The organism is Mucilaginibacter sp. PAMB04168 (genome assembly GCF_039634365.2).
In the GTDB taxonomy this organism is placed as follows: domain Bacteria; phylum Bacteroidota; class Bacteroidia; order Sphingobacteriales; family Sphingobacteriaceae; genus Mucilaginibacter.
On sequence record NZ_CP155079.2, the window covers coordinates 3992999 to 4014092 of the forward strand.

General features: G+C 44.6%; 21 protein-coding genes. 10 read left to right on the plus strand and 11 right to left on the minus strand.

Going from position 1 to position 21094, the window contains the following annotated elements; all coding sequences use genetic code 11:
• Nucleotides 1–49 precede the first annotated feature (49 nt).
• Together rlmH and ABDD94_RS16940 are read left to right on the plus strand one after the other, a co-directional pair.
• Nucleotides 50–523 (plus strand): 23S rRNA (pseudouridine(1915)-N(3))-methyltransferase RlmH, encoded by a 474-nt coding sequence (gene rlmH / locus ABDD94_RS16935; protein ID WP_345953236.1) that lies wholly within the window; start codon nt 50–52, stop codon nt 521–523.
• 121 nt (nt 524–644) lie between these two features.
• A complete protein-coding gene (locus tag ABDD94_RS16940) occupies nt 645–1559 on the plus strand; it encodes a cation diffusion facilitator family transporter (protein ID WP_345953237.1) in 915 nt (304 codons plus the stop codon).
• Nucleotides 1560–1635: 76 nt separating this feature from the next.
• Here ABDD94_RS16940 and ABDD94_RS16945 read toward each other — a convergent pair whose 3' ends face one another.
• Together ABDD94_RS16945 and ABDD94_RS16950 are read right to left on the minus strand one after the other, a co-directional pair.
• Complete coding sequence (locus ABDD94_RS16945) at nt 1636–2073, minus strand: DUF5606 domain-containing protein (protein ID WP_345950909.1); 438 nt, start codon at nt 2071–2073, stop codon at nt 1636–1638.
• A gap of 84 nt (nt 2074–2157) precedes the next feature.
• Nucleotides 2158–2595 (minus strand): peptidylprolyl isomerase, encoded by a 438-nt coding sequence (locus ABDD94_RS16950; RefSeq protein ID WP_345950908.1) that lies wholly within the window; start codon nt 2593–2595, stop codon nt 2158–2160.
• A 175-nt stretch (nt 2596–2770) separates the two neighbouring features.
• Here ABDD94_RS16950 and ABDD94_RS16955 point away from each other — a divergent pair, with 175 nt between their 5' ends.
• Nucleotides 2771–4027: an asparagine synthetase B gene (locus ABDD94_RS16955; protein WP_345953238.1), complete on the plus strand. Its 1257-nt coding sequence runs from the start codon at nt 2771–2773 to the stop codon at nt 4025–4027.
• An 88-nt stretch (nt 4028–4115) separates the two neighbouring features.
• On the opposite strand, the gene ABDD94_RS16960 is transcribed toward ABDD94_RS16955, so the two are convergent.
• From ABDD94_RS16960 to ABDD94_RS16980, 5 genes are all read right to left on the minus strand, one after another.
• Complete coding sequence (locus ABDD94_RS16960; protein ID WP_345953239.1) at nt 4116–6194, minus strand: putative porin; 2079 nt, start codon at nt 6192–6194, stop codon at nt 4116–4118.
• Nucleotides 6195–6327: 133 nt separating this feature from the next.
• Complete coding sequence (locus tag ABDD94_RS16965; RefSeq protein WP_345950905.1) at nt 6328–7143, minus strand: purine-nucleoside phosphorylase; 816 nt, start codon at nt 7141–7143, stop codon at nt 6328–6330.
• A complete protein-coding gene (lpxK, locus tag ABDD94_RS16970; RefSeq protein WP_345953240.1) occupies nt 7106–8170 on the minus strand; it encodes a tetraacyldisaccharide 4'-kinase in 1065 nt (354 codons plus the stop codon). Before lpxK ends, ABDD94_RS16965 begins: the two co-directional genes overlap by 38 nt.
• 95 nt (nt 8171–8265) lie before the next feature.
• On the minus strand, nt 8266–8808 hold the full coding sequence (locus tag ABDD94_RS16975; protein WP_345950903.1) for a hypothetical protein: 543 nt from the start codon (nt 8806–8808) through the stop codon (nt 8266–8268).
• 151 nt (nt 8809–8959) lie between these two features.
• Nucleotides 8960–9523, minus strand: coding sequence for a hypothetical protein (locus tag ABDD94_RS16980; protein ID WP_345953241.1), 564 nt, complete (start codon nt 9521–9523; stop codon nt 8960–8962).
• A 165-nt stretch (nt 9524–9688) separates the two neighbouring features.
• On the opposite strand from ABDD94_RS16980, the gene ABDD94_RS16985 reads away from it, so the two are divergent.
• The 6 genes from ABDD94_RS16985 (at nt 9689) to pruA (ending at nt 15739) form a co-directional block, all read left to right on the plus strand.
• Nucleotides 9689–11587: a rhamnogalacturonan lyase gene (locus ABDD94_RS16985; protein WP_345953242.1), complete on the plus strand. Its 1899-nt coding sequence runs from the start codon at nt 9689–9691 to the stop codon at nt 11585–11587.
• A gap of 316 nt (nt 11588–11903) precedes the next feature.
• A complete protein-coding gene (locus ABDD94_RS16990; protein WP_345953243.1) occupies nt 11904–12140 on the plus strand; it encodes a hypothetical protein in 237 nt (78 codons plus the stop codon).
• A 212-nt stretch (nt 12141–12352) separates the two neighbouring features.
• Nucleotides 12353–12562 carry a hypothetical protein gene (locus ABDD94_RS16995; protein WP_345953244.1) on the plus strand — a complete coding sequence of 70 codons (210 nt, stop codon included), beginning with the start codon at nt 12353–12355 and terminating at the stop codon, nt 12560–12562.
• Nucleotides 12563–12844: 282 nt separating this feature from the next.
• Nucleotides 12845–13093 (plus strand): hypothetical protein, encoded by a 249-nt coding sequence (locus ABDD94_RS17000; RefSeq protein WP_345953245.1) that lies wholly within the window; start codon nt 12845–12847, stop codon nt 13091–13093.
• Nucleotides 13093–13851, plus strand: a complete 759-nt coding sequence (locus tag ABDD94_RS17005; protein ID WP_345953246.1) for a DUF3667 domain-containing protein — start codon at nt 13093–13095, stop codon at nt 13849–13851. Before ABDD94_RS17000 ends, ABDD94_RS17005 begins: the two co-directional genes overlap by 1 nt.
• Nucleotides 13852–14104: 253 nt before the next feature.
• A complete protein-coding gene (gene pruA, locus ABDD94_RS17010) occupies nt 14105–15739 on the plus strand; it encodes an L-glutamate gamma-semialdehyde dehydrogenase (RefSeq protein ID WP_345953247.1) in 1635 nt (544 codons plus the stop codon).
• 71 nt (nt 15740–15810) lie between these two features.
• Here the strand turns inward: pruA and ABDD94_RS17015 are convergent, their stop codons facing one another.
• Both ABDD94_RS17015 and ABDD94_RS17020 read right to left on the minus strand, forming a co-directional pair.
• On the minus strand, nt 15811–16071 hold the full coding sequence (locus ABDD94_RS17015; protein ID WP_345950897.1) for a hypothetical protein: 261 nt from the start codon (nt 16069–16071) through the stop codon (nt 15811–15813).
• Between the two features lie 61 nt (nt 16072–16132).
• Nucleotides 16133–17422, minus strand: a complete 1290-nt coding sequence (locus ABDD94_RS17020) for an MFS transporter (protein WP_345953248.1) — start codon at nt 17420–17422, stop codon at nt 16133–16135.
• Nucleotides 17423–17558: 136 nt separating this feature from the next.
• Here ABDD94_RS17020 and ABDD94_RS17025 point away from each other — a divergent pair, with 136 nt between their 5' ends.
• Nucleotides 17559–18119, plus strand: a complete 561-nt coding sequence (locus tag ABDD94_RS17025) for a hypothetical protein (protein WP_345950895.1) — start codon at nt 17559–17561, stop codon at nt 18117–18119.
• Between the two features lie 70 nt (nt 18120–18189).
• On the opposite strand, the gene ABDD94_RS17030 is transcribed toward ABDD94_RS17025, so the two are convergent.
• Both ABDD94_RS17030 and ABDD94_RS17035 read right to left on the minus strand, forming a co-directional pair.
• Nucleotides 18190–19593, minus strand: a complete 1404-nt coding sequence (locus tag ABDD94_RS17030) for a glycoside hydrolase family 30 beta sandwich domain-containing protein (RefSeq protein WP_345953249.1) — start codon at nt 19591–19593, stop codon at nt 18190–18192.
• 9 nt (nt 19594–19602) lie between these two features.
• Nucleotides 19603–21063: a glycoside hydrolase family 30 protein gene (locus tag ABDD94_RS17035; RefSeq protein WP_345953250.1), complete on the minus strand. Its 1461-nt coding sequence runs from the start codon at nt 21061–21063 to the stop codon at nt 19603–19605.
• Between the last annotated feature and the right edge of the window lie 31 nt (nt 21064–21094).

Below are 21094 nucleotides of genomic sequence, written 5' to 3' on the forward strand. Positions count from 1 at the left end.
AATTAAACGAAATTTTACGAGCCCGGCATTTTTAGCGTTTATTTGCAGCATGAAAATCGTTTTGCTTACCGTAGGTAAAACCGAAGATGCTTATATTAGGGAAGGGATTGATAAGTTTGTGAAAAGACTAAAGCACTATACCAAGCTGGATATGGTTGATCTGCCCGAACTCAAAAACACCAAAGCCCTAACGCAAGACCAGCAGAAAAGCAAGGAGGCCGAGCTGATATTGAAAAAAATCACAGCTACAGACCATGTGGTTTTGCTGGATGAAAAGGGCCTGGAATTTAGTTCTGTTCAGTTTGCCGATTACCTGGATAAAAAAGCGATAACCTCAGTGCAGAACATCGTGTTTATTATAGGTGGTCCGTATGGTTTTGATGCCAGCGTATATCAACGAGCCAATGCACAACTGGCCTTATCGCGCATGACATTTTCGCATCAAATGGTACGCCTGTTTTTTGTGGAACAGCTTTACAGGGCATACACCATCATTAAAGGGGAGCCTTATCATCATCAATAGTGTGCGCTGTTATTTACAACTACAAAACAATCCTCGAATAATCCAATTACATAAGTAATATAGCTTGTTATATTTGAGTTAAATACAATATAGAGCAGTTACGCTTAGCCTGGCTAAAATTATGGGTCACGACCACGCACATCACCACCACGATCACGCGCCAAAGCTCGATCACCTGAACACAGCCTTTATAGTAGGTATCATACTAAACTCCTTGTTTGTAGTTGTTGAGGCGGTAGTAGGCTTTGCCAATCATTCGCTCTCACTGCTTACCGATGCCGGCCATAACCTGAGCGATGTGGCCAGTTTAGCCCTTGCCCTGCTGGCCTTCAAACTGTCTAAAATGAGAGCCAACAATGTTTATACCTATGGTTATAAGCGGTCAACCATTGTGGTATCATTACTCAACGCTATAATATTGGTAGGCGCTGTCGGTATTATTGCCTATGAGGCTATCATGCGCATTGGTCATCCCCAGCCTATCTCGGGCATTACGGTAGCTTGGGTGGCCTTTGCTGGCATACTGGTAAACGGCGTTACGGCATGGCTATTTATGCGAGATAAGGAAAAAGACCTGAACGTAAAAGGAGCCTACATGCACATGGCTGTTGATGCACTGGTGTCATTAGGGGTAGTAGTATCGGGTATCATTATTTATTTTACCAAGTGGTATTGGATAGATAGCGCCGTGAGCCTCATTATTGTAGTGGTTATTATTACGGGTACCTGGCGGCTACTGATGGATAGCATACGCCTGGAAATTGACGGCGTACCCAAGCAAATGGAGCTTAATAAAATTAAAGCAGAATTACTAAAGGCCAAAGGTGTAAAAGATGTTCACCACATGCACGTATGGGCGCTCAGCACTACAGAGAACGCTTTAACGGCCCACCTGGTTATACACACAGAAGAAATGGCTAATTTCAATGATATAAAGCACGACCTGCGCCACAGGCTTGAGCACCTGGACATTCAGCATAGCACATTTGAGCCTGAGTTTGCAGGCGAGCCATGTCACGAAAAGATATGCAGCTAAATCTGCTGCTATCATTTCCTTTTGAATAACAAAAGCCGGCTACCTGCCGGCTTTTGTTATTTAAGCGCTTAAACTTTTATTCTTCTACCGCTGCTACTTCGGCCTCGCCTTCAGTAGCTTTAGGTGCTGCTGCTTCCTCGTTAAACAACGGCATGTCTTTTAAAAGGTGAAACCAGGTTAAGATCTTTTTCATGTCCGATGCATAAACTTTCTCTTCATCATGATCGGGCGCTACTTCTCTGAAAAACTCGCGCATCGTTTTACCATCAGCTTTAGCCTCGGGCACTGATGCTGCGTTTTTCATACGCTCTAATACGTCAGTCAGTTTAATATCTTCATCGTTACTAAAAATGGTAATCTCATCTAAAGCAGCCAGTTTAGCGGTCGATAAGTTTACAACCAGTTTGGTCTTTTTCTCATCCAGGCTTTCGAGCACAAAACCGGTTTTGTTTTGGGCCAGCGCTCTCCACAAGCCCGGCTTACCCGCTACCGATACAATTCCTTGTAAATTCATTTCTTTTAAGTATGTGAATTATAAGTTTCGTGTTGTAAGCAAAGCCAGGCATTCAACTTACAACACAAAACTTACAACCGTATATTATTCCTCAATTACGTCTACGCTCAAAATTTTATCGCCTTGGCGGATAGCATCAACCACATCAACATTTTCAACCACTTTACCAAAACAAGTGTGGTTTCTGTCAAGGTGAGCAGTGTTATCACGGCTGTGGCAAATAAAGAACTGAGAGCTGCCGGTATTACGGCCTGCATGTGCCATAGAAAGCACGCCACGGTCATGGTATTGGTTCTCGCCGGTTAATTCACAATTGATACGGGTACCAGAACCGCCAGCGCCTGTGCCGGTAGGATCGCCACCTTGTACAACAAAATTAGGTATTACACGGTGAAAAGTTACACCATTGTAAAAGCCGGTTTTAGCCAGGTTAAGAAAGTTGGCTACAGTATTAGGAGCGTCTTTATCGTAAAATTCGATAGTCATGTCGCCCTTTTCGGTTCTCATTATTGCTTTGCTCATATCTTCTCAATTATTTCAACAAGGTGGCAAAGTTAAACATTTTGTGCATTACCGTAAATTTATAATAGCTTCAATATTTAATCGTTACATTTGATAAGCCCGCTTCATACTCCTGGTTACAGAGTACTTAAAAAAAGGGCTCCAGCAATCTGAAATCGAATATCCGGTATCCGAAATGAAGAAATACTTCTTAGCTTTCTCCCTTATATTTTTTTCATCCATGCTAAGGGCAGCCTCAATTTTGCTGCCGATGGATGAGGTACAAAAAGATCATTTAAAGTCATACGGTATTGCTTACTGGGTTTTACGCAACGGAGAGTCTATTGATTGGCTGCTTAATTACCGGGGCGGCAGTTTCATGACCAAGTATAGCAAGCAAATTGAAGATGAATGCAAAATACGCGGCGTAAGCTACGAAGTGGTGGCCGATGCTAAGGTAAACGCCATATTAAGCGAGGTGAGCGATCCGTCGGTTAACATGGACGTGGTAAAGCTGGAAAAAGCACCAAAAATGGCAGTTTACTCTCCTAAAAATAAGCTACCCTGGGATGACGCCGTTACCCTGGTGCTCAAATATGCCGAGATCCCCTATGATGTGGTTTATGATGAGGAAGTGATAAAAGGCGACCTGCAGAAGTATGACTGGTTACACCTGCATCACGAAGATTTTACAGGCCAGTATAGCAAGTTTTACGGCAGCTTTCGCTTCCAGCCCTGGTACCAGGATGATGTAAAAGCGCAAGAAGCTACGGCACGAAGGCTGGGCTTCAAAAAGGTGTCGCAAATGAAACTCTCGGTAGCACAGCACATACATGATTTTTGCGGTGGTGGCGGCTTTCTATTTGCCATGTGTTCGGGTACTGATACGTTTGACATTGCCCTGGCTTCGGCTGGAACCGATATTTGTGAGGCCATGTTTGATGGCGACCCGGCCGATTACCGTGCCCAGGGAAAGCTTGATTACAGCCAAACCTTTGCGTTTCAAAACTTCCGGCTGGATATGAACCCGATGTCGCACCAATTTAGCGATATTGACGTAACGCCTTACCGGCAGGTTGAGCGTACGCACGATTTCTTTACGCTATTTGATTTTTCAGCCAAGTGGGATATCGTACCTAGCATGCTAACCCAAAACCATGATAAAGTTATTAAAGGCTTTATGGGTTTAACAACAGCCTACAATAAAAGCCGGTTAAAGCCGGGTGTAACTATTATGGGTGAAATGAAGACCCAAAACGAAGCCCGCTACATACACGGAGAATATGGCAAGGGCCAGTGGACTTTTTACGGCGGTCATGATCCTGAAGATTATCAGCACGCCGTTGGGGATCCACCCACAGACCTGAAACTTCACCCTAACTCGCCGGGTTATCGCTTAATCCTGAATAACGTGTTATTCCCTGCGGCTAAAAAGAAAAAGCAGAAGACTTAATTTATCTTGCTTTGATGACCTTTTTTTGTCTCAATCAAGCAAATATACTATAGCGCACAGTATCCTTTAAGCAGCTATTATATCTGAATTAATTATAAAAAGTCCAGCTCACGCCAAACTTCAACAGCTTGTCTGGGCCAGGGTAACGGTTCACCATGTAGTAACCGTTGCTTTGCAACCCCTGGTTGGCATAATCATACATCAGGAACAAGTTGGTACGGAAAAGCGTGGCCTTAACATATGGTGTGATAACCGGATAAGTTAAAAAAGATATATCGGTGCTATTATAAAACTGGCCGATTCCTATGGCATAATTAGGTGCCGTGTAAGCGGTATTGTAACGTGCATTAACACCGATGCTGGTATTAAGTACCGTAAAGAACAGCTTGGTAAAATAGATGTTAATGTAATTATAAATCTGCGGCGTGCGCAAGGTCGACTGGTAATCTGACCGCTGGTAAACAAAATAGTCTTCAAAGTGCCAGTTACCTAAATCGAACTTTTTACCTGCGCTAATTTTAAGCAAGTTAAGCGGCGAACTGAGCTGTGCCGGTGCGGCATCAATACCGCCAGGCGTTTGCGCGGCAAAGTACTGGTAACCATTTACCAAAAAGTATTCTGCTTTTAAATCCAGCTGCAATTTATCGTTAATGTAATTGAACGATATGTTATTGATCTGCTGCTTGCCAATACCCGTGTTACGGTAAATGTAGTGGTTAGATATCCAGTCTTTAAAAATAAGCGGGGCCTCGTTGTTTTGTGCATAAGCACCTAAAATTATGCGCCCGGCCTTTTGCCCTCCGGCCAAGGTTAGCTTGGCATCATACAGGTAATCTCCGAAGTTGTAACCCTGAACCACCTGCTGAAAGTCACCTTCCAACCCTACTCTGTCGCTAAAGCGATAACTGAATTTAGCGTTTAATTTGATGTTTTGATAAGTAGCATTTTGCACCCGGCGCTGCTGGTTACGCAAATTTGTATTTACGTCTATAGAATCAATAATGTATTGCGAATAGTGAAATAAGTCATGCGTTAAGCCGACATCCAACTTCACTTCGTTTTTAACAAAACTGACCGATTTTCCTCTGAGGTAAAAGCTGTAGGAAAAGTCGTTACGTATATCAGTTACCGCCAAAGAGTCTTGCCCTACGGTCGAATTAAAGAAGTAATCGGGAAAAACCCAATAGTTATCAGGCTCATTTTGATAGAACCTGTACTTTTGAACATTGTAATAAAAAGTGTGCGACAAGCGCTGCGTGGGCAATATCTTTTGCGCATCTTTTGCCTGGTTCACTATGGTATCAATACGGCCCAGGTAGTAAAATTGCTTTACATATAAGCCATTGTTACGGTTGTTTATGTAAGCGCTGCTTAGCCTTACCGGCAGGTTCTGCTTATCGTTATTAAATGTTGAAGCGTTAAATATATTATTATCAACAATGGCCCCGCTTTCCGGCGCTTTCATATTATTGAATATAACGTTGGCTAACAAGTTATACCGCTTGCTTTTCGACTCGTACCAGGTAGCCACCGCGGCATTCAAATCACTAACGTTTTGCCGGCGATAAAAGCCGCGCGAACCGGTTGAGTTGAAGTTGAATGTAAAATTCCAGTTTGGCTTTATGTTTTGCGTATGTACCAGCTTAAATATCTGATCGGCATTGGGGTTACCAAAGGCTCCGCTATAAAACGACAAGTTCGTATAGGCTACCCGGGTACGGTAATACATAATATCCTGTGGCGTAATCATGTACACATCAAGCGCATGGTTACCCACATCAAACCCTACCCCTTTTAATGGTTCAAACAACAGCGGGCGTTGTGGCAGGCCGGTACTGCCCAAGTGTATACGCGGACTACGTGGCTGATTAAGGGGGCTGTAATTTTCAAAGTTCACCAACCCGGTATCCAACGGAAATACCTGCGTGCTATCATTCAATAAGCGCTCGTTGGTCACCTTAACAAATTTAGATGTGTAGATGACTGTATCGCGTTTATTTTCTTCGCGCTTGCGCGTACTGTCTATCATCTGAGCATCGGTGAGCTTGCTGCGGCCATTGCGCAGGGTATCGGCACCATAAGGGCGGTCAGGTATTTGTGCAAACGCCGTATGAGCTACAGCCAGCAGCAGCAACGTTGTAAAAAGGTATTTAAGCTTGTTCAGCATTTAAATCAGTCAAAACAGACCTTTGTTATCTAAATTAAGTAAGGCAAGAAAAAAGAAGCGCGCCGCTCAACGGCCAAGCCGAAACTTTAAAGAAACCACTTCTTGTAATTTCTGCTTGTTTACATAGTTTACGCTAACCCTGCGCAATCAATTCTTTTAAAATGTGTGTCATATGCGGCTCAGCATGCTGTGCTATATCAATAATCTCTTCTATAGATACCGGCTGCAGCGTGTCAGGGAAACCTTCGTCGGTAAGTACCGATATGGCAAAAACCGGCAAACCCATATGATTGGCTACTATAACTTCGGGCGCAGTGCTCATGCCCACGGCATCGCCGCCTATTATACGCAGATACCGGTACTCAGCACGCGTTTCCAGGTTAGGCCCCGTTACCGCTACATAAACTCCTTTATGGCAAGTAATATTGTTAGCGGCTGCAATTTGTAAAGCTTTTTCGGTTAAACGGCGGCTATAGGGCTCGCTCATGTCCGGAAAACGTGGACCAAGCTCCTCATCGTTAGTACCCACCAGTGGGTTTGTAGGTTGCAGGTTAATATGATCGTCTATCACCATCAGATCGCCTTTTCTAAAATCCGGATTAAGCGCACCGCTGGCGTTTGATACAAAAAGCGTTTTAATGCCCAGCATTTTCATTACCCTAACCGGAAAAGTGATCTGCTGCATACTGTATCCTTCGTAATAGTGCAGCCTACCCTGCATGGCCACTACTTTTTTACCTGCCAAAGTACCAAATATTAACCTGCCTGAATGAAACTCCAGTGTTGAAATGGGAAAGCCGGGTATGTTGGAGTAAGGTAATTGCTTTTCAATCTCCATTTCTTTTACCAAGCCGCCAAGGCCGGTGCCTAAAATAATACCAGCCTCGGGCTCAAATTCGCCAATACGGCTTTTAATGTAAGCTACTGTGCTTTTTATACTGTTTAACATAGTTATTTATCGTTTCGTTCAACTGCTGTTCACCATTGTTTAAAAATCTTATGCCTATAGGTAAAGTCCATATAGGCAAGGTTTGTACATAGGGCAGCAATTCGGGTTCTCTTAAGCGCTGTGCATCCTTTTCGGTAGTAATAATTACCTTTTTTGCGGCACTGCAGTTGTTATAATCCTGCGCAAGTTTAGCAATATTTTTTAAGCTAAATTGGTGATGGTCGGGATAATTATGATGTACAATATGTACGCTGTATTGTTTAATATATTGCAATAAAGGCTGCGGGTTGGCTATTCCGGTTAGCACAAAAACGGCAGTATCGGCATCGGGCAATGTTTTAGCCGGTTTTCCGTATAAATCAAGCATAGCCAGGTAGTCTATCGCGGTAAAATACACCTGTTGAAAGCCAAATGGCTTTAATCGTTGCAGTGCCGCATGCTGCTGGTTGGCCGTCAGATTGACGGGACATTTGCTCACTATCATAACATCGGCCCGGTAGCGGCCTACAAAGGGCTCCCGCAGGTTGCCTGCAGGTAAAAGCAGGTGGGGTTCATGCAGGCGGTTATAATCAAATAATAAAATATTAAAACCCGCCTGTACTGCCCTGTGCTGGTAAGCATCGTCTAAAATCACCAGGCTGTGGTTGATTTGCAATTGCTCAATACCTATAACCCGCTTCTCGCACACGGCCACGGTAACATCCGGAAACTTTTGTTTGAACTGAGCAGGCTCATCCCCTATTTGGGCAGCAGTAGCATCTTTCTCAGCTATCAGGTAACCTTTGGTTTGACGGCCATAGCCACGGCTTAAGGTAGCCAGTTGATGATTGTTTTTAAGCAACCTTACCAGGTACTCCGTCATAGGGCTTTTGCCTGCCCCACCAATATCCAGATTACCTATGCAAATAACCGGAATGGTAAACCGCCGGCTTTGAAATATTCCGGTATCGTAAAACCAGTTGCGTAATATAACAACCAGCCCATACAACAGCGAAAAAGGAAATAATAACCAGCGCAGGTATTTCATAACTAAAGGGCTAAAGATACGAAAAGCAAATAGCCTTTAACAGAAGGTGTAGAGCGGCTTAAGTGAAGGATGCGTCAGATTTAAATGGAGACGGTTTAAAACACAAATTTATCGCCTGCTTTTGTTTCATTGCGGCGGCTTTCATCACAAACCTCGAAGTAAAAAAAATCGCTCACATGGCGCTGAACAGATATGCCGTTAACATCCTGGTCATTATACATGATTTTCTGAATGCCATACTTGGCCGATTGGGTTCCTTTTTGAAAGTATGAAATTAAGATGTTATGCTCGTAACTGCCTGATGGATTAAACGCCACAGGAAATGTGCCCGGCGATTGCTTGTAGCCGGCCTGCAATTTGGCCACGCCAAGCTCTGTTTTCAGCTTTTGTAATACTTCATCCATATCAGCGTCTGCCTCGCCGTAGGCAATTACGGAGTAAGGCTTATCCAGGGCGTTATAAGATATCTTGATTTTAGCTTTGATTTCCTTGCCGCCGGTTTTGATGACGATGTCGCTGGTATCTTTATAAAGGTTGTAAATGCGGTCCACATCCAGTTCAGGACCGGTTGCTTTCTTTTGAGCCACAACAGCCTGCGCAAATAATAAGCTAATAATAATGAAGTAAACTTTTTTCATGTACGCTGTTTAACGCCTGTACCGAAGTACAATAATACGTATAATACAACATAACTTCATAAATCACAGGTTTATTGTAGCGCAAAATACCTTTTACAACACTATTTTTGCTTAGGTAACGTATTAGTTAACTACTACAACAACCGGCAGTTTAAAAATCAAATTTTTCAGGCTTGCTGGTTCTTTTACGCGCGGTATCACCTACTTCAAAATAAAAAAAATCTGAATTGAAGCGGGCGGTGCCATTTTCACCAGTAAGCTGATTACGGGCTTCCATATCTTTAATACCATATTTAGCGTACTGTGTACCTTTTTGATATGCCCGCACCGGTATGTTATTCTCATACATGCCGTTCTGATCAAAGTTTACCACGTTGGCGCCGCCGAGCTTTCGGTAACCCGATTTTACTTTAGCCTCTCCCAACTGATCAACCAGTTCTTGTAAATCGGTATCGGCTGCTGCTTCGCCGTAAACTATAATACGGTACGGCTTATTTTTGCCATTATAGCCAATAAGCACCCGGGCAGTTATTTCACGGTCGCCCACAAAAATGGTGGTTTCTGAATGGCCTTTATACTTTTCGTACAAGCGGTCAACGTCAAGCTGGTTAGTTTGCGCAGTGCCGCTCTCTACAAAGCACAAACAAACTATTACCAGCGCAAAAACCGATAATAAACCACTTTTAATACGTAATAAGTTGCAGCTACTAAACATTCTACAATAATAACAACATTACAACACATTAAACGCAGCTACAATCCTGTTTTTTACGCAGCTACAGCATCAGTGTAACATTTTGGCTACTACCCTACAGTGCATCACAGTTGTTTGCCCTACGAAATTTATTTTAACCTCATCAATTAAAACCAATTACCTAAAATGCGAAATTATTTAAAGACAGCGTGCCTGCTCTGCGCGGCAACGCTGTGTACAGGCACATCTGCATTTTCACAAAAAATGATGGAAAAGCTGGGCCGCGGCGTAGTAGCCGTTAACCAGGGCGGCGGCAAAGTGTACGTAGGCTGGCGATTGCTGGGAACCGACCCCGATAAACTGGCATTTAATTTATACCGCCAAGCGGGGAACAAAACGGCTGTAAAGCTCAATAAAGAGCCTGTTATGGCAACTACAAATTATGTAGACCAACTTACCGATACCACTGCTACAACCGCTTACTTTGTAAAAGAAGTAGTAAATGGCAAAGAAGGCAAAGCAAGCGCTCCTTTCACCCTGCGTGCCGGTGCCAAACCTTATTTATCTGTGCCATTACAAACCCCAGACGGATACAAGCCTAATGATGGTTCGGTAGGCGACCTGGACGGCGACGGCGAGTACGAAGTTATTGTACATCAGGTTGGGATGGGGCACGATAATTCGCATAAAGGTATGACCACCCCACCCATATTGGAAGCTTACAAACTGGATGGCACCTTATTGTGGCGCATTAACCTTGGCCGTAACATACGCGAGGGTGCACACTACACCCAGTTTATGGTGTATGACCTGGATGGCGACGGCAAAGCTGAAATTGCCTGCAAAACAGCCGATGGCAGTATGGATGGTAAAGGCAAGGTAATTGGAGACTCTAGCAAAACCTGGCGAAACCAGGACGGCCACGTTTTACAAGGTCCCGAGTACTTAACCGTTTTTAACGGACAAACCGGCGCTGCCATTAATACCACAGCCTATGTGCCCGGCCGTCATCCTACCAAACAAGACCCTACTACCGAAGAAATGAAAGCCATTTGGGGCGATGGCTACGGCAACCGTGGCGAGCGTTATTTGGCTGCAGTAGCCTACCTGGATGGCAAACACCCCAGCTTAATTATGTGCCGCGGTTATTACACCCGCACCGTTATTGCAGCCTGGGATTTAGTAAAAGGCCAGTTGAAACAGCGCTGGGTATTTGACAGCGATGCCACGCCCGAAACCCGTCCTTTTCGCGGCCAGGGCAACCACAACCTAACCGTTACTGATGTAGACGGTGACGGCAAAGATGAAATTGTATACGGCGCCATGACGCTCGACGATAACGGCAAGGGCTTGTACACCACTGGCATAGGCCATGCAGATGCTCTGCACGTGTCTGACCTTGACCCCGACCGGCCTGGCTTGGAAGTATTTGACATACAGGAACGCTTTGGTGATGCCGGGGCTAATTTTAGAGACGCACGCACCGGCGAAATGATCTGGAAAAAGAGTTCGGTGAAGGCGGGCGATGATGGCGAGGGGCCAGGCCGTGGCCTTTCGCTGGATGTTGACCCGCGTTACCGCGGATTCGAATCATGGGTGGCCGGGGCTGGTATTTCGGGTATGTTTGATGTGAAAGGAAATAAGATAGCCGAGCGCAACCCATCTGTAAACTTTGGTATTTTTTGGGACGATGATATGTTGAGCGAGTTGCTGGACGGTACCCGCATAACCAAATGGGATTACCTCAACAGTAAACCCGATATGCTCCTGAACGCTGCCTTATACGATTGTGTGAGCAACAACGGCACCAAGCAAAACCCAGTACTGAGCGGCGATATACTGGGCGACTGGCGCGAAGAAGCCATTTACGCCACACGCGATGGTAAGGAACTGCGTATCTTTACCACCACCATACCAGCCATGAACCGCTTTTACACCTTTATGCACGATCCGCAATACCGCGTAAGTATTGCCTGGCAAAACGTAGCCTACAACCAGCCACCCCATACCAGCTTTTACATAGGCGAGGGCATGAAAACACCGCCTAAACCTAACATTGTAATTGTTGGAGAGAAAGCAAAATAACTATCTTAATTGTTGTCCAACATAACAATCAGGGTGTTTCATGAAAAATGTATTTTTATGAAACACCCTTAATAATCATCACTCATAAAATACACGCTAAACTCACGATTTAGTTCAGTATAATAATGCTGAATTTCAAGCAGTCGCTATATGCCATTTTTGCCAAGTGTTTATTGTCTTGAACAATGAAATACCGGATAAACATGTTTTTCGAGGCAGTTCTCTCTCAGGCGGCAGCAGCTCCCCAACAATGAAGGCATCTACTGCAATAGTGTTTCATGCTAAACAAATTGCTGTTTAGGGTTATTATGTACACATGACCCGCTACCAAAATACCAGCCGCGACTCGGGCGTTGTAGCCTACCAAATTGAGGCCGACCGCATCCTGGTGCAATTTGCCAGCGGCGATATATACGCCTACACCTACAAAAAACCCGGCAAAGTAATGGTGGAACAAATGAAGGAGTTAGCCCGGCAAGGGCGTGGGCTAAGTACCTTTATTAGCAAGGCAGTGAGGGGCAGGTATGAGCGGAAGTTGCAAGAACGTACTTAATATTTAAAGCCTTGCTGAACTTGTTTCAGCATCTTGCCTGCTTAGTGTACTACCTGTCCTAGGGCTTGCTGAAACAAGATCAGCAAGATTTGCAGGCTAAGATCAAAAGTTGTAAGTGCAAGAACAGGTAGATTTGTGATGTTATAACCCAGCGTTACAAATATTTGGACCGTATAGTTAGTGAGGAAACCTTCGCTAAACCTATACCTATCATGAAAATCAAATTAGTTTTATTTAAAAAGCAGATTCCCGATGGCTATCATGTGGTGACTTGGAAAACTGCCGCAGGGGAAGAACGTTACAGCACTTTCCAGGGAGATGACAGATTGATGTCGTTCAAGAGCCGTATGGAGGCCGTTACTTACGCAACCCGGCATAATCAGGAGCAGCAATTAGTAAATGAATTAGCTGTCAGGCACTAGATACCTGGCCCTATTTTGCATCTGATACTGTGCTTTTATCTTCTACGAACCATAAATCCTTTTGCCCGAAGCCCACTGCCTTTTAATTTGGCGTGCGGTTATTGCTATGTTTAAACCAAATAACCTGAAACAAGAAGCCGCCGGGATTTAGCGCTTGCTTAAAATGCAGCACATGATTAATTCACAATTAAATTCACATGCAATTTGTCAAATTAAAAGCAAGTTTTGTAACTTGCCAGTGTAAAATACACCCTTTTTATAACTATTGAAGCAACCTTCACAATGAAAAAAGACCTAAGCCTGCTGACTATTACAGAGCTAAGCGAGAGAAAGAAAAAACTAACTACTGTTTACATTACGTTGGGAATTTTTATGGCTCTTGCCGTAGTGTATTTGATTTACGTTGCTGTAACAACAAAAAATTACGCCTTTATAGCTGTTGGCCTGGGCTGTTCTATTACCCTTTTGCCCGGTTTTGTTAGCCTTACCGAAATTAACAACGAAATAAAAAAGCGCAACCAAACCACCTAATGGAATTACATGTAGCAGCAAGTTGCCTGAACTGCGGCAACCCCGTAACCGAAAAGTTTTGTGGCAACTGCGGACAAAGCGCACACACGCACCGGTACTCGTTTAAACATTTTATCGAGCACGACTTTATACACGGCGTTTGGCATGTAGATAAAGGCTTTTTTTATACTATTGCACAGCTTTTTACTAACCCAGGCCATAGTGTGAGGGGTTTTGTGATGGGTAGAAGAGCAAACTATTTCAATTTTGTTACCCTCATATTGTTGGTTACTGGTATTTCGACCCTGTTAAGCCATTACACACACTTTAAGGTTTCTGATATCATGTCGGAAACCAGTAAACAAAGCATAACTGAATTTGAGCGGGTGGTAAATGAACATCCCAAGTTGACCTTATTGGTTATGATCCCTATCAGCTCGTTTTTCAGTTTTATATGGTTCAGAAAAGCTAAGTTCAATTACTCCGAACACCTGGTACTCAATTCTTACAAGTCATCAGCGGAGTTATTAGTTTTGTTGCTGTTTAGTATAATTACTATCTTTTATCACAATATAAATGGCTTAGCTGCAATTTATTATATAGGTATACAAGGTTTCTTGTTTTTTTACGCAGTATGGTTTTATTACCAGTTTTTTTCTAAATCAGGCTATTCAAAAAAATCGCTGTTGATACGTAGCATTTTAGTACCAGTTTCCTTTTTTATGATTCCGGTTGTAATAGGTATAGTTTGCGCTATTCTCACCATTAAATCTCATTAAGGCTTTAAATCTATTTTCGTGGTTTATCTCTTGCAATTAACACCTTGCAACTATCAGCATTAAGCTAGCCGCAAGTTTGCCAGCTTTCGGTTAGCTTAATTGCCTTAACTGTGCGTATACAGGTTAACTGGTAAATACTCAAAGCCTTTGCATAACATTCAGTAAATAACTCACATGCTTGTGTCATTTGCCTAACGGGCATTCGCACATGTGCACATTTACCCCTATCTTCGCGGCATCAAAATAACACCCTATGTTAAAAGGATTTTTTAATGTACCCGAGCCAGTGAACGAGCCGGTTTTAAATTACGGTCCGCGCAGTGTGGAACGTGCCGCTTTAAAGGCTGCACTGGATGAAGCTCGTGCGCAGCAACTGGATATACCTATGTACATTGGCGGGGAGGAAGTACGCACCGGCAAAACACTGGAAGTACGCCCACCGCATGATCATAAACACCTGCTGGCCACCTACCACGAGGGTGATGCCAGCCATGTACAAGCGGCTATTGATGCTGCCTTGGGCGCTAAAGCCAACTGGGAAAATTTACCCTGGGAGCACCGTGCCGCCATTTTTCTGAAAGCTGCCGATTTGATTGCCGGTCCGTACCGCGCTAAAATCAACGCCGCTACCATGCTGGGCCAAAGCAAAAATGCTTACCAGGCCGAAATTGACGCCGCTTGCGAACTGATAGACTTTTTGCGTTTTAACGTGCATTTCATGACGGAGATTTACGCCCAGCAGCCTATATCGGGCAAAGGTGTATGGAACCGTGTAGAGCAACGCCCGCTGGAAGGTTTTGTATTTGCTATTACGCCGTTCAACTTTACGGCTATAGCCGGCAACCTTTGCGCCGCCCCTGCCCTTATGGGTAACGTGGTGGTATGGAAACCTGCTCCTACCCAAATTTATGCAGCCAACGTACTGATGCAGATCTTTAACGAGGCCGGCGTTCCTCCGGGTGTTATCAACATGATCAGTGTGGATGGCCCGGTAGCTGGCGACGTAATTTTTAGTCACCCAGATTTTGCAGGCCTGCACTTTACCGGTTCAACACATGTGTTCCAAAACCTGTGGAAAATCATTGGCAATAACATTAGCCTGTATAAAACTTACCCGCGCATTGTGGGCGAAACCGGTGGTAAAGACTTTGTGTTGGCCCACCCAAGCGCCGATGCCGATGTGGTAAATGTAGCCTTGGTACGTGGTGCGTTTGAGTACCAGGGACAAAAATGCTCGGCTGCATCCCGCGCTTATGTTCCCAAATCATTATGGCCTGCGGTAAAAGAAAAATTGCAGCGCGATATTGCTACTCTGAAAGTAGGTCCGGTTGAAGATTTTGAAAACTTTGTGAACGCAGTAATCACCGAGGCATCGTTTGATAAACTGGCTAAGTATATTGACGAGGCCAAGGCTAATGCTGATGTTGAGATTATTGCGGGTGGTATATACGATAAATCTATCGGTTATTTTGTAGAGCCTACCGTGATCCAGGTGCAGGACCCTTACTACGTAACCATGTGCGAGGAACTTTTTGGTCCGGTATTAACAGTTTACGTTTATGAGGATGAGCAGTTTGAAGAGATCATGAACATCATCGACAAAACGTCGGCCTATGCCTTAACAGGTTCTATTATTGCGCAAGACCGTTATGCCGTTAATATGGCCAGCCAACGCTTGCGTAATGCTGCCGGTAACTTCTATATTAATGATAAGCCTACTGGTGCAGTGGTTGGTCAGCAGCCTTTCGGCGGCGCGCGGGGCTCAGGCACAAATGATAAAGCTGGTTCGATGCTTAACCTGCTGCGTTGGGTATCCCCACGCACTATCAAAGAAACCTTTGATCCACCGAAGGATTATAGATACCCGTTTTTAACAAAAGAACTTTAAAAGAGTAGAGCCAGGAGCCAGATTCAAATGAGACTGAAAAAATCATCAATGTTTTGGCTCCTGGTTCTTTTTTACTGTTTCAGGTTCGCATCATCAGGGTCGCCCTCTGCTTCGCCTGCAGTGCCGCCGGCAAAGTCTCCGGCATCCAGGTTCAATTCATAAGATGGTGTGGATGCTTCGTAAGCACGGTTCCATGCTTCTACTTCTCCTGCCTGTTCATTCTTCTCAATGTCATTCAATTCTGCCGAACCTAAAGAGGTGTCTTGCGGATCGCGGCTGGCTGCATTTTCATTTTCTTCCTCATTAATAGGAACTGTATTTTCGGATGCCATATGATTTATGTTTAATGTATCCTATTAAAGCAATTACGAAAGGCTTTGTTTGGTCACGCTTTTACTTAGTTTCCATTTTAGAATGCTTTTCAGGGTTGGCCATGCGGATGCTGACCACCAGCGATAACGCAATACACAAGGTAATATACCAGTAAAACCAGCTGGCATGACCCGCATTTTTAAACAACAGGGCAACATACTCGGCCGTTCCGCCAAATAGCGCCACTGTAAATGCATACGGAAAGCTCACCCCTAGCGAGCGTACATTAACAGGGAACAACTCAGCTTTGATGATTGCTGAAATAGAGGTATTCAAACTCAGGATGCCCAAAGCAATAACAATGAGCAAGGTAGCCAGCCATGCCTGGTGGGTGTTGCCCAGCATCATCAAAATAGGCGTTGTGGTAACCATGGCCAACACACCATAAATAATCATTAAGCGTTTGCGGCCTATGTAATCGCCCAGCATACCGGCAAGGGGCTGCATGAGCATAAAAGCCAGCAAGGCAAGCGTAGTAATCAAGGTAGAATCGCGCTTTGTAAAACCTGCCGTGTTCACCAAAAATTTCTGCACATAGGTTGAAAACGTATAATAAGACACCGTTAACCCAATCGTAAACCCCACTATGGTACGTACCTGGCGGTTGTATTTCTTTAACTCGGTAAACGTACCCCGCTTTTCCACCGATACGGTTTCTACGCTAAAAGATTCCGTTTCGGGCAGGTTACGACGCAGGTATAAGGCTGATAAGGCCAGCAGCGCACCAACGGCAAACGGTATGCGCCACCCCCACTCGGCCAATTGCTCCGGCGTTAATAACCAGCGTTCCAAAATCATTAGTATCGCCAAGGCAATAAGCTGCCCCATAGTGGTGGTTACGTACTGAATGCTGGAGTATAACCCGCGGCGGTTGGGCGGTGCTATCTCGCTCAGGTATGTAGCGGCTGTGCCATACTCGCCGCCTATGCTTAATCCCTGAACCATCCGGGCCAGCACCAGTATAATGGGTGCTGCTATTCCAATTTGCCTGTAGCCCGGTACCAGCGTAATCATTAGCGAGCCGGCACTCATCAATAATACTGATAGGGTAAGCGCGGCTTTGCGCCCTTTACGGTCGGCATAGGTTCCCATTAGCCACCCGCCTATAGGCCGCATTAAAAAGCCAATAGCAAATATGCCAGCCGTGTTAAGCAACTGTGCCGTTTCACTTTCTTTTGGAAAGAATGTTGAGGCAAAGTATAATGAGAATACAGAGTAAGCATACCAATCGTACCACTCTATAAGATTGCCTACCGAGCCGCCAAATATGGCTTTAAACTGGTGTAATTTAACGCTTGTGGTTGATTGCATGGTAGTTTGCATATGGCAGCTGCTACTAAAATAGCATTTATAACAGTAGTTGCAATACGCAGTTTAATACAGCCAATAATGGCAGCCTTTAAACATTATTATAACCAACTTGTTGCTGCTATATCACAACCCAATTATGGAAGATCAAAGAGTAATAACAGGAAGTACCGAGCAGGAAGTATTTGCAGCCATTGAGGCCGACCTCACCTCTACAGAAGAAGAAATTTTAAGCTACGACGCCTTGATTAATCATGGCTCGAGACAGATTGAGCTTTACATTGACATTGACTTGGGCGGCGGCTTTGAAGGTGGTTCTGAAACTACCCAGCTTTCGGCCCCTTTATCTATAACACCCGAATTTAAGTTTGCCGTGCATGATGAAGACTTTTTAGACAGCATAGGCAGCTTTTTTGGCCTCGACAGTGTAAAAACCGGTTACCCCGATCTGGATGAGCACGTTATTATAAAAACCAACCACGAACCCAAAGTACGGGAGCTTTTTGCCGACCCGGAAGTAAGACAGGTGCTCAGCACATTGGAAGACTTTGATTTGGGCATACATCACCGCGCGCTTGAGGAGACCGGCTACGAACAGCCTTTTTTAGAGCTGAACATCAACCAAGGCCTTATTGACCCCGCAGAGCTGCGTCTGGTTTATCATGCTTTTTATACCATTTTAACCCAACTGGAAAGCTAAGCTTTGCCGTCACATAAAAAAGGGAGTAAGCCGTGGCTTACTCCCTTTTTTATTGAACATTTATGAGGTTTTACCACACGTAAGTAGCTACCGAACCACTATTTAATGCCGCCTTGGCTATGCGACCGTTACAATTGATATTGAAGTTTTGAACTTCATTGCTATTATTTATTACAATAAGAACTACTTTATCATCGGGCGTTTTAAAGGCCACATTAGGTAGGTTGGCCAACAGGTTAGAACCTATGCGAACCGAGCCAGGCCTTACAAATTTAGCGGCATGTGCCACTACGTAATAAGCCGGGTTGCGTGTTACCTTATCCTGATCGATGGTAACGCCCCCCATACAGCTACTACAGCCGCCGCGGTCGGTATGGGGGTTACTGTTAGGGTCTGCAGCCAGGTTCCATTCAATTACGTTACGGCTCCAGTTACGGGTAGCGCCAATGGTAAGTTTATTAATGTGTTGCGATATATCGCGCTTAAAATTGCCCGGCGCGCCCATCCATTGCTCGGTAAAGTAAACGTTGCGGTCGGGGTGCGCTTTGTGCACCTCGCTTAGTGCTTCAACCTTGCCGGCATAAAGGTGAAATGCCGATCCGTCAATGTATTTTTTAGCTTCCGGGTCGTTGAGGATAGATATTGGGTATTCGGGTTTATCGCAATTGTGATCATAAATAATAATCTTCGTTTTCAACCCGGCATTTGTAAATGCCGGTCCTAAATTAGCCTTCACAAATTTGGCTTGGTCGGGTGCAAGCATTAGCATACTGGGATTATTACCCGGGTGCAGGGGTTCATTCTGCACCGTAATGGCATCAATGGTTATACCCTGAACTTTCATGGCCTGAACGTATTTGACCAAGTAACGGGCATAGGCATCAAAATATTCTGGCTTCAAGCTGCCACCGCGAGCATCGCCGTTATCCTTCATCCATACCGGTGCCGACCATGGCGAACCTAATATTTTTATCCGGGGGTTTACCGCCAGAATTTCTTTTAATACCGGCACCACGTCTTTTTTATCCTGAGCCAGGTCAAATTTTTCGAGCTTTTCGTCGGTCTGACCGGCAGGCAGATCATCATATGAAAAAACAAATTCGTTTAAATCTGATGCACCGATACTTACCCGTAAATAACTAATGCCAATATTTTTGTCGTTTGCGGCAAAAAGCTCCTTAATCAGCGCCTTGCGGCTCTCAGCCGACATTTTCATCATCAACTGTGCACTGCCGCCGGTTAAGGAAAAGCCAAAGCCATCAATAGATTGGTAAACCTCTTTAGCGTTAATTGTGATAGTAGAATCAGCGCCGGTGGCTTTTTCAAACGCGAGAGTCTTAGCCTGCTTCTCAAACAAAGCCGACTGATCAGCATTAGTAAGCCATATCTCTGCAGCACCCTTTTGTTGTGCAAATAACGCAGCTGTGCATAGCGTAAATGCAGCTGATAACAGTGTGTTTTTTAAATTAATCATGTTGTAGCCTTACTCAATTATTAGTGTAGCAATAGAGTGCGGCAGGCTTGATACTGCTACAGCCTTGTTTTTTAACCATAGTTTATAAGATATGGCAGCATCTCCCGGATTCATTACCACTACGGCAATTTTACCGTCGGGGTTCAGGTAAGCGGTGGTTAACAACTTATCGCGGCTTGATGAGCTTACGATTCGCTTAGCACCCGCTTTAATGTATTTTGAAAAGTGACCAATGTAATAGTATTCGCTGGTATAATGCAGGCTGCCATCGCGCGTATCGGCATGTATGGGCGCAAAGCAAAAATTGCCTACATGGTTGGGGCCGCCTTTTTCATCGAGCAGTATGTTCCAGTCTGTCCAGGCTACGGTGCCGGCATTAAAGTCGTTTATTATGGAGTTGCCGTACTTTTCGCCCAATGCCCAATCATCCAAACGGTTAAAATCAAATTTTTCGATGCAGCCTTCGGTGAAAACCAAATGGGTATTTGGAAAAGCTTCGTTTACACGGCGTGTACTTTCAAACTGCATACCACCGCCGGTCCAGGTTTCGTACCAGTGGTAGCCTACACCCCAAACATACTTGGCCGCCGCCGGATCATTTAGTATGGTACTGGCACGCTGATACAGCAAATCGCGGTTATGATCCCATACAATCAGCTTTTTGCTGGCCAAACCTTCTTTCTGCAGGGTGGGGCCCAGGTACTGTTTTACAAAATCGCGTTCTTCTTCCGCCGTAAAAATGCATGATTCCCAACGCTGCTTGGCCATAGGCTCGTTCTGCACACTCAATCCCCAAATGGGAATGCCTTCCTTCTCATAAGCTTTTATAAACCTGGTGTAAAAAGTTGCCCAGGTTTGGCGATATTCTGGCTTTAACTTACCACCATGCAGCATGTCGTTGTTATCCTTCATCCAGGCAGGCGGGCTCCAGGGGCTAACAAACAGGGTAAACTTGCCGCCGGCAGCCTGCTGTGCTGCTTTAATAAAAGGTATGCGGTATTGCTTATCATGGCTTATATCAAACGACTTTAACTGCAGATCGACATTGGGTACATAGCTGTAGCTACCGCTCGAAAAATCGCAGCTTTGTATATGCGTACGTGCAAAAGTGTAACCTATGCCTTTTTCTTTATCATAGTAAGCGGTTAAAAATTCCTTCTGTTTAGCAGCGGGCAGCTTGGCATAAGTCTCGGCAGCGGCATCAGTCAGGGCTCCACCAATGCCTACCATGGTTTGAAAAGTTTTGGTTGGGTCCACAAATACCGACACTTCAGTTTCAACAGGCTGCGGCGTAACAGCCAAGTTTAGTGTTTCGGTTGACTTGAAGCGATAATCGGTGCCCTTAGCCGTTACAAATACTTTAACACGGCTGGCAGAAACTTCCGCTGGCTTTTTTGCCACGGGCTTAGTTTGGGCTCCTGCTATGCATGCGCATCCTAACAAAATGGGTAGTAACAATTGTTTTTTCATAAGACTGGATTTGCTACCTGCGGTAGCTTGT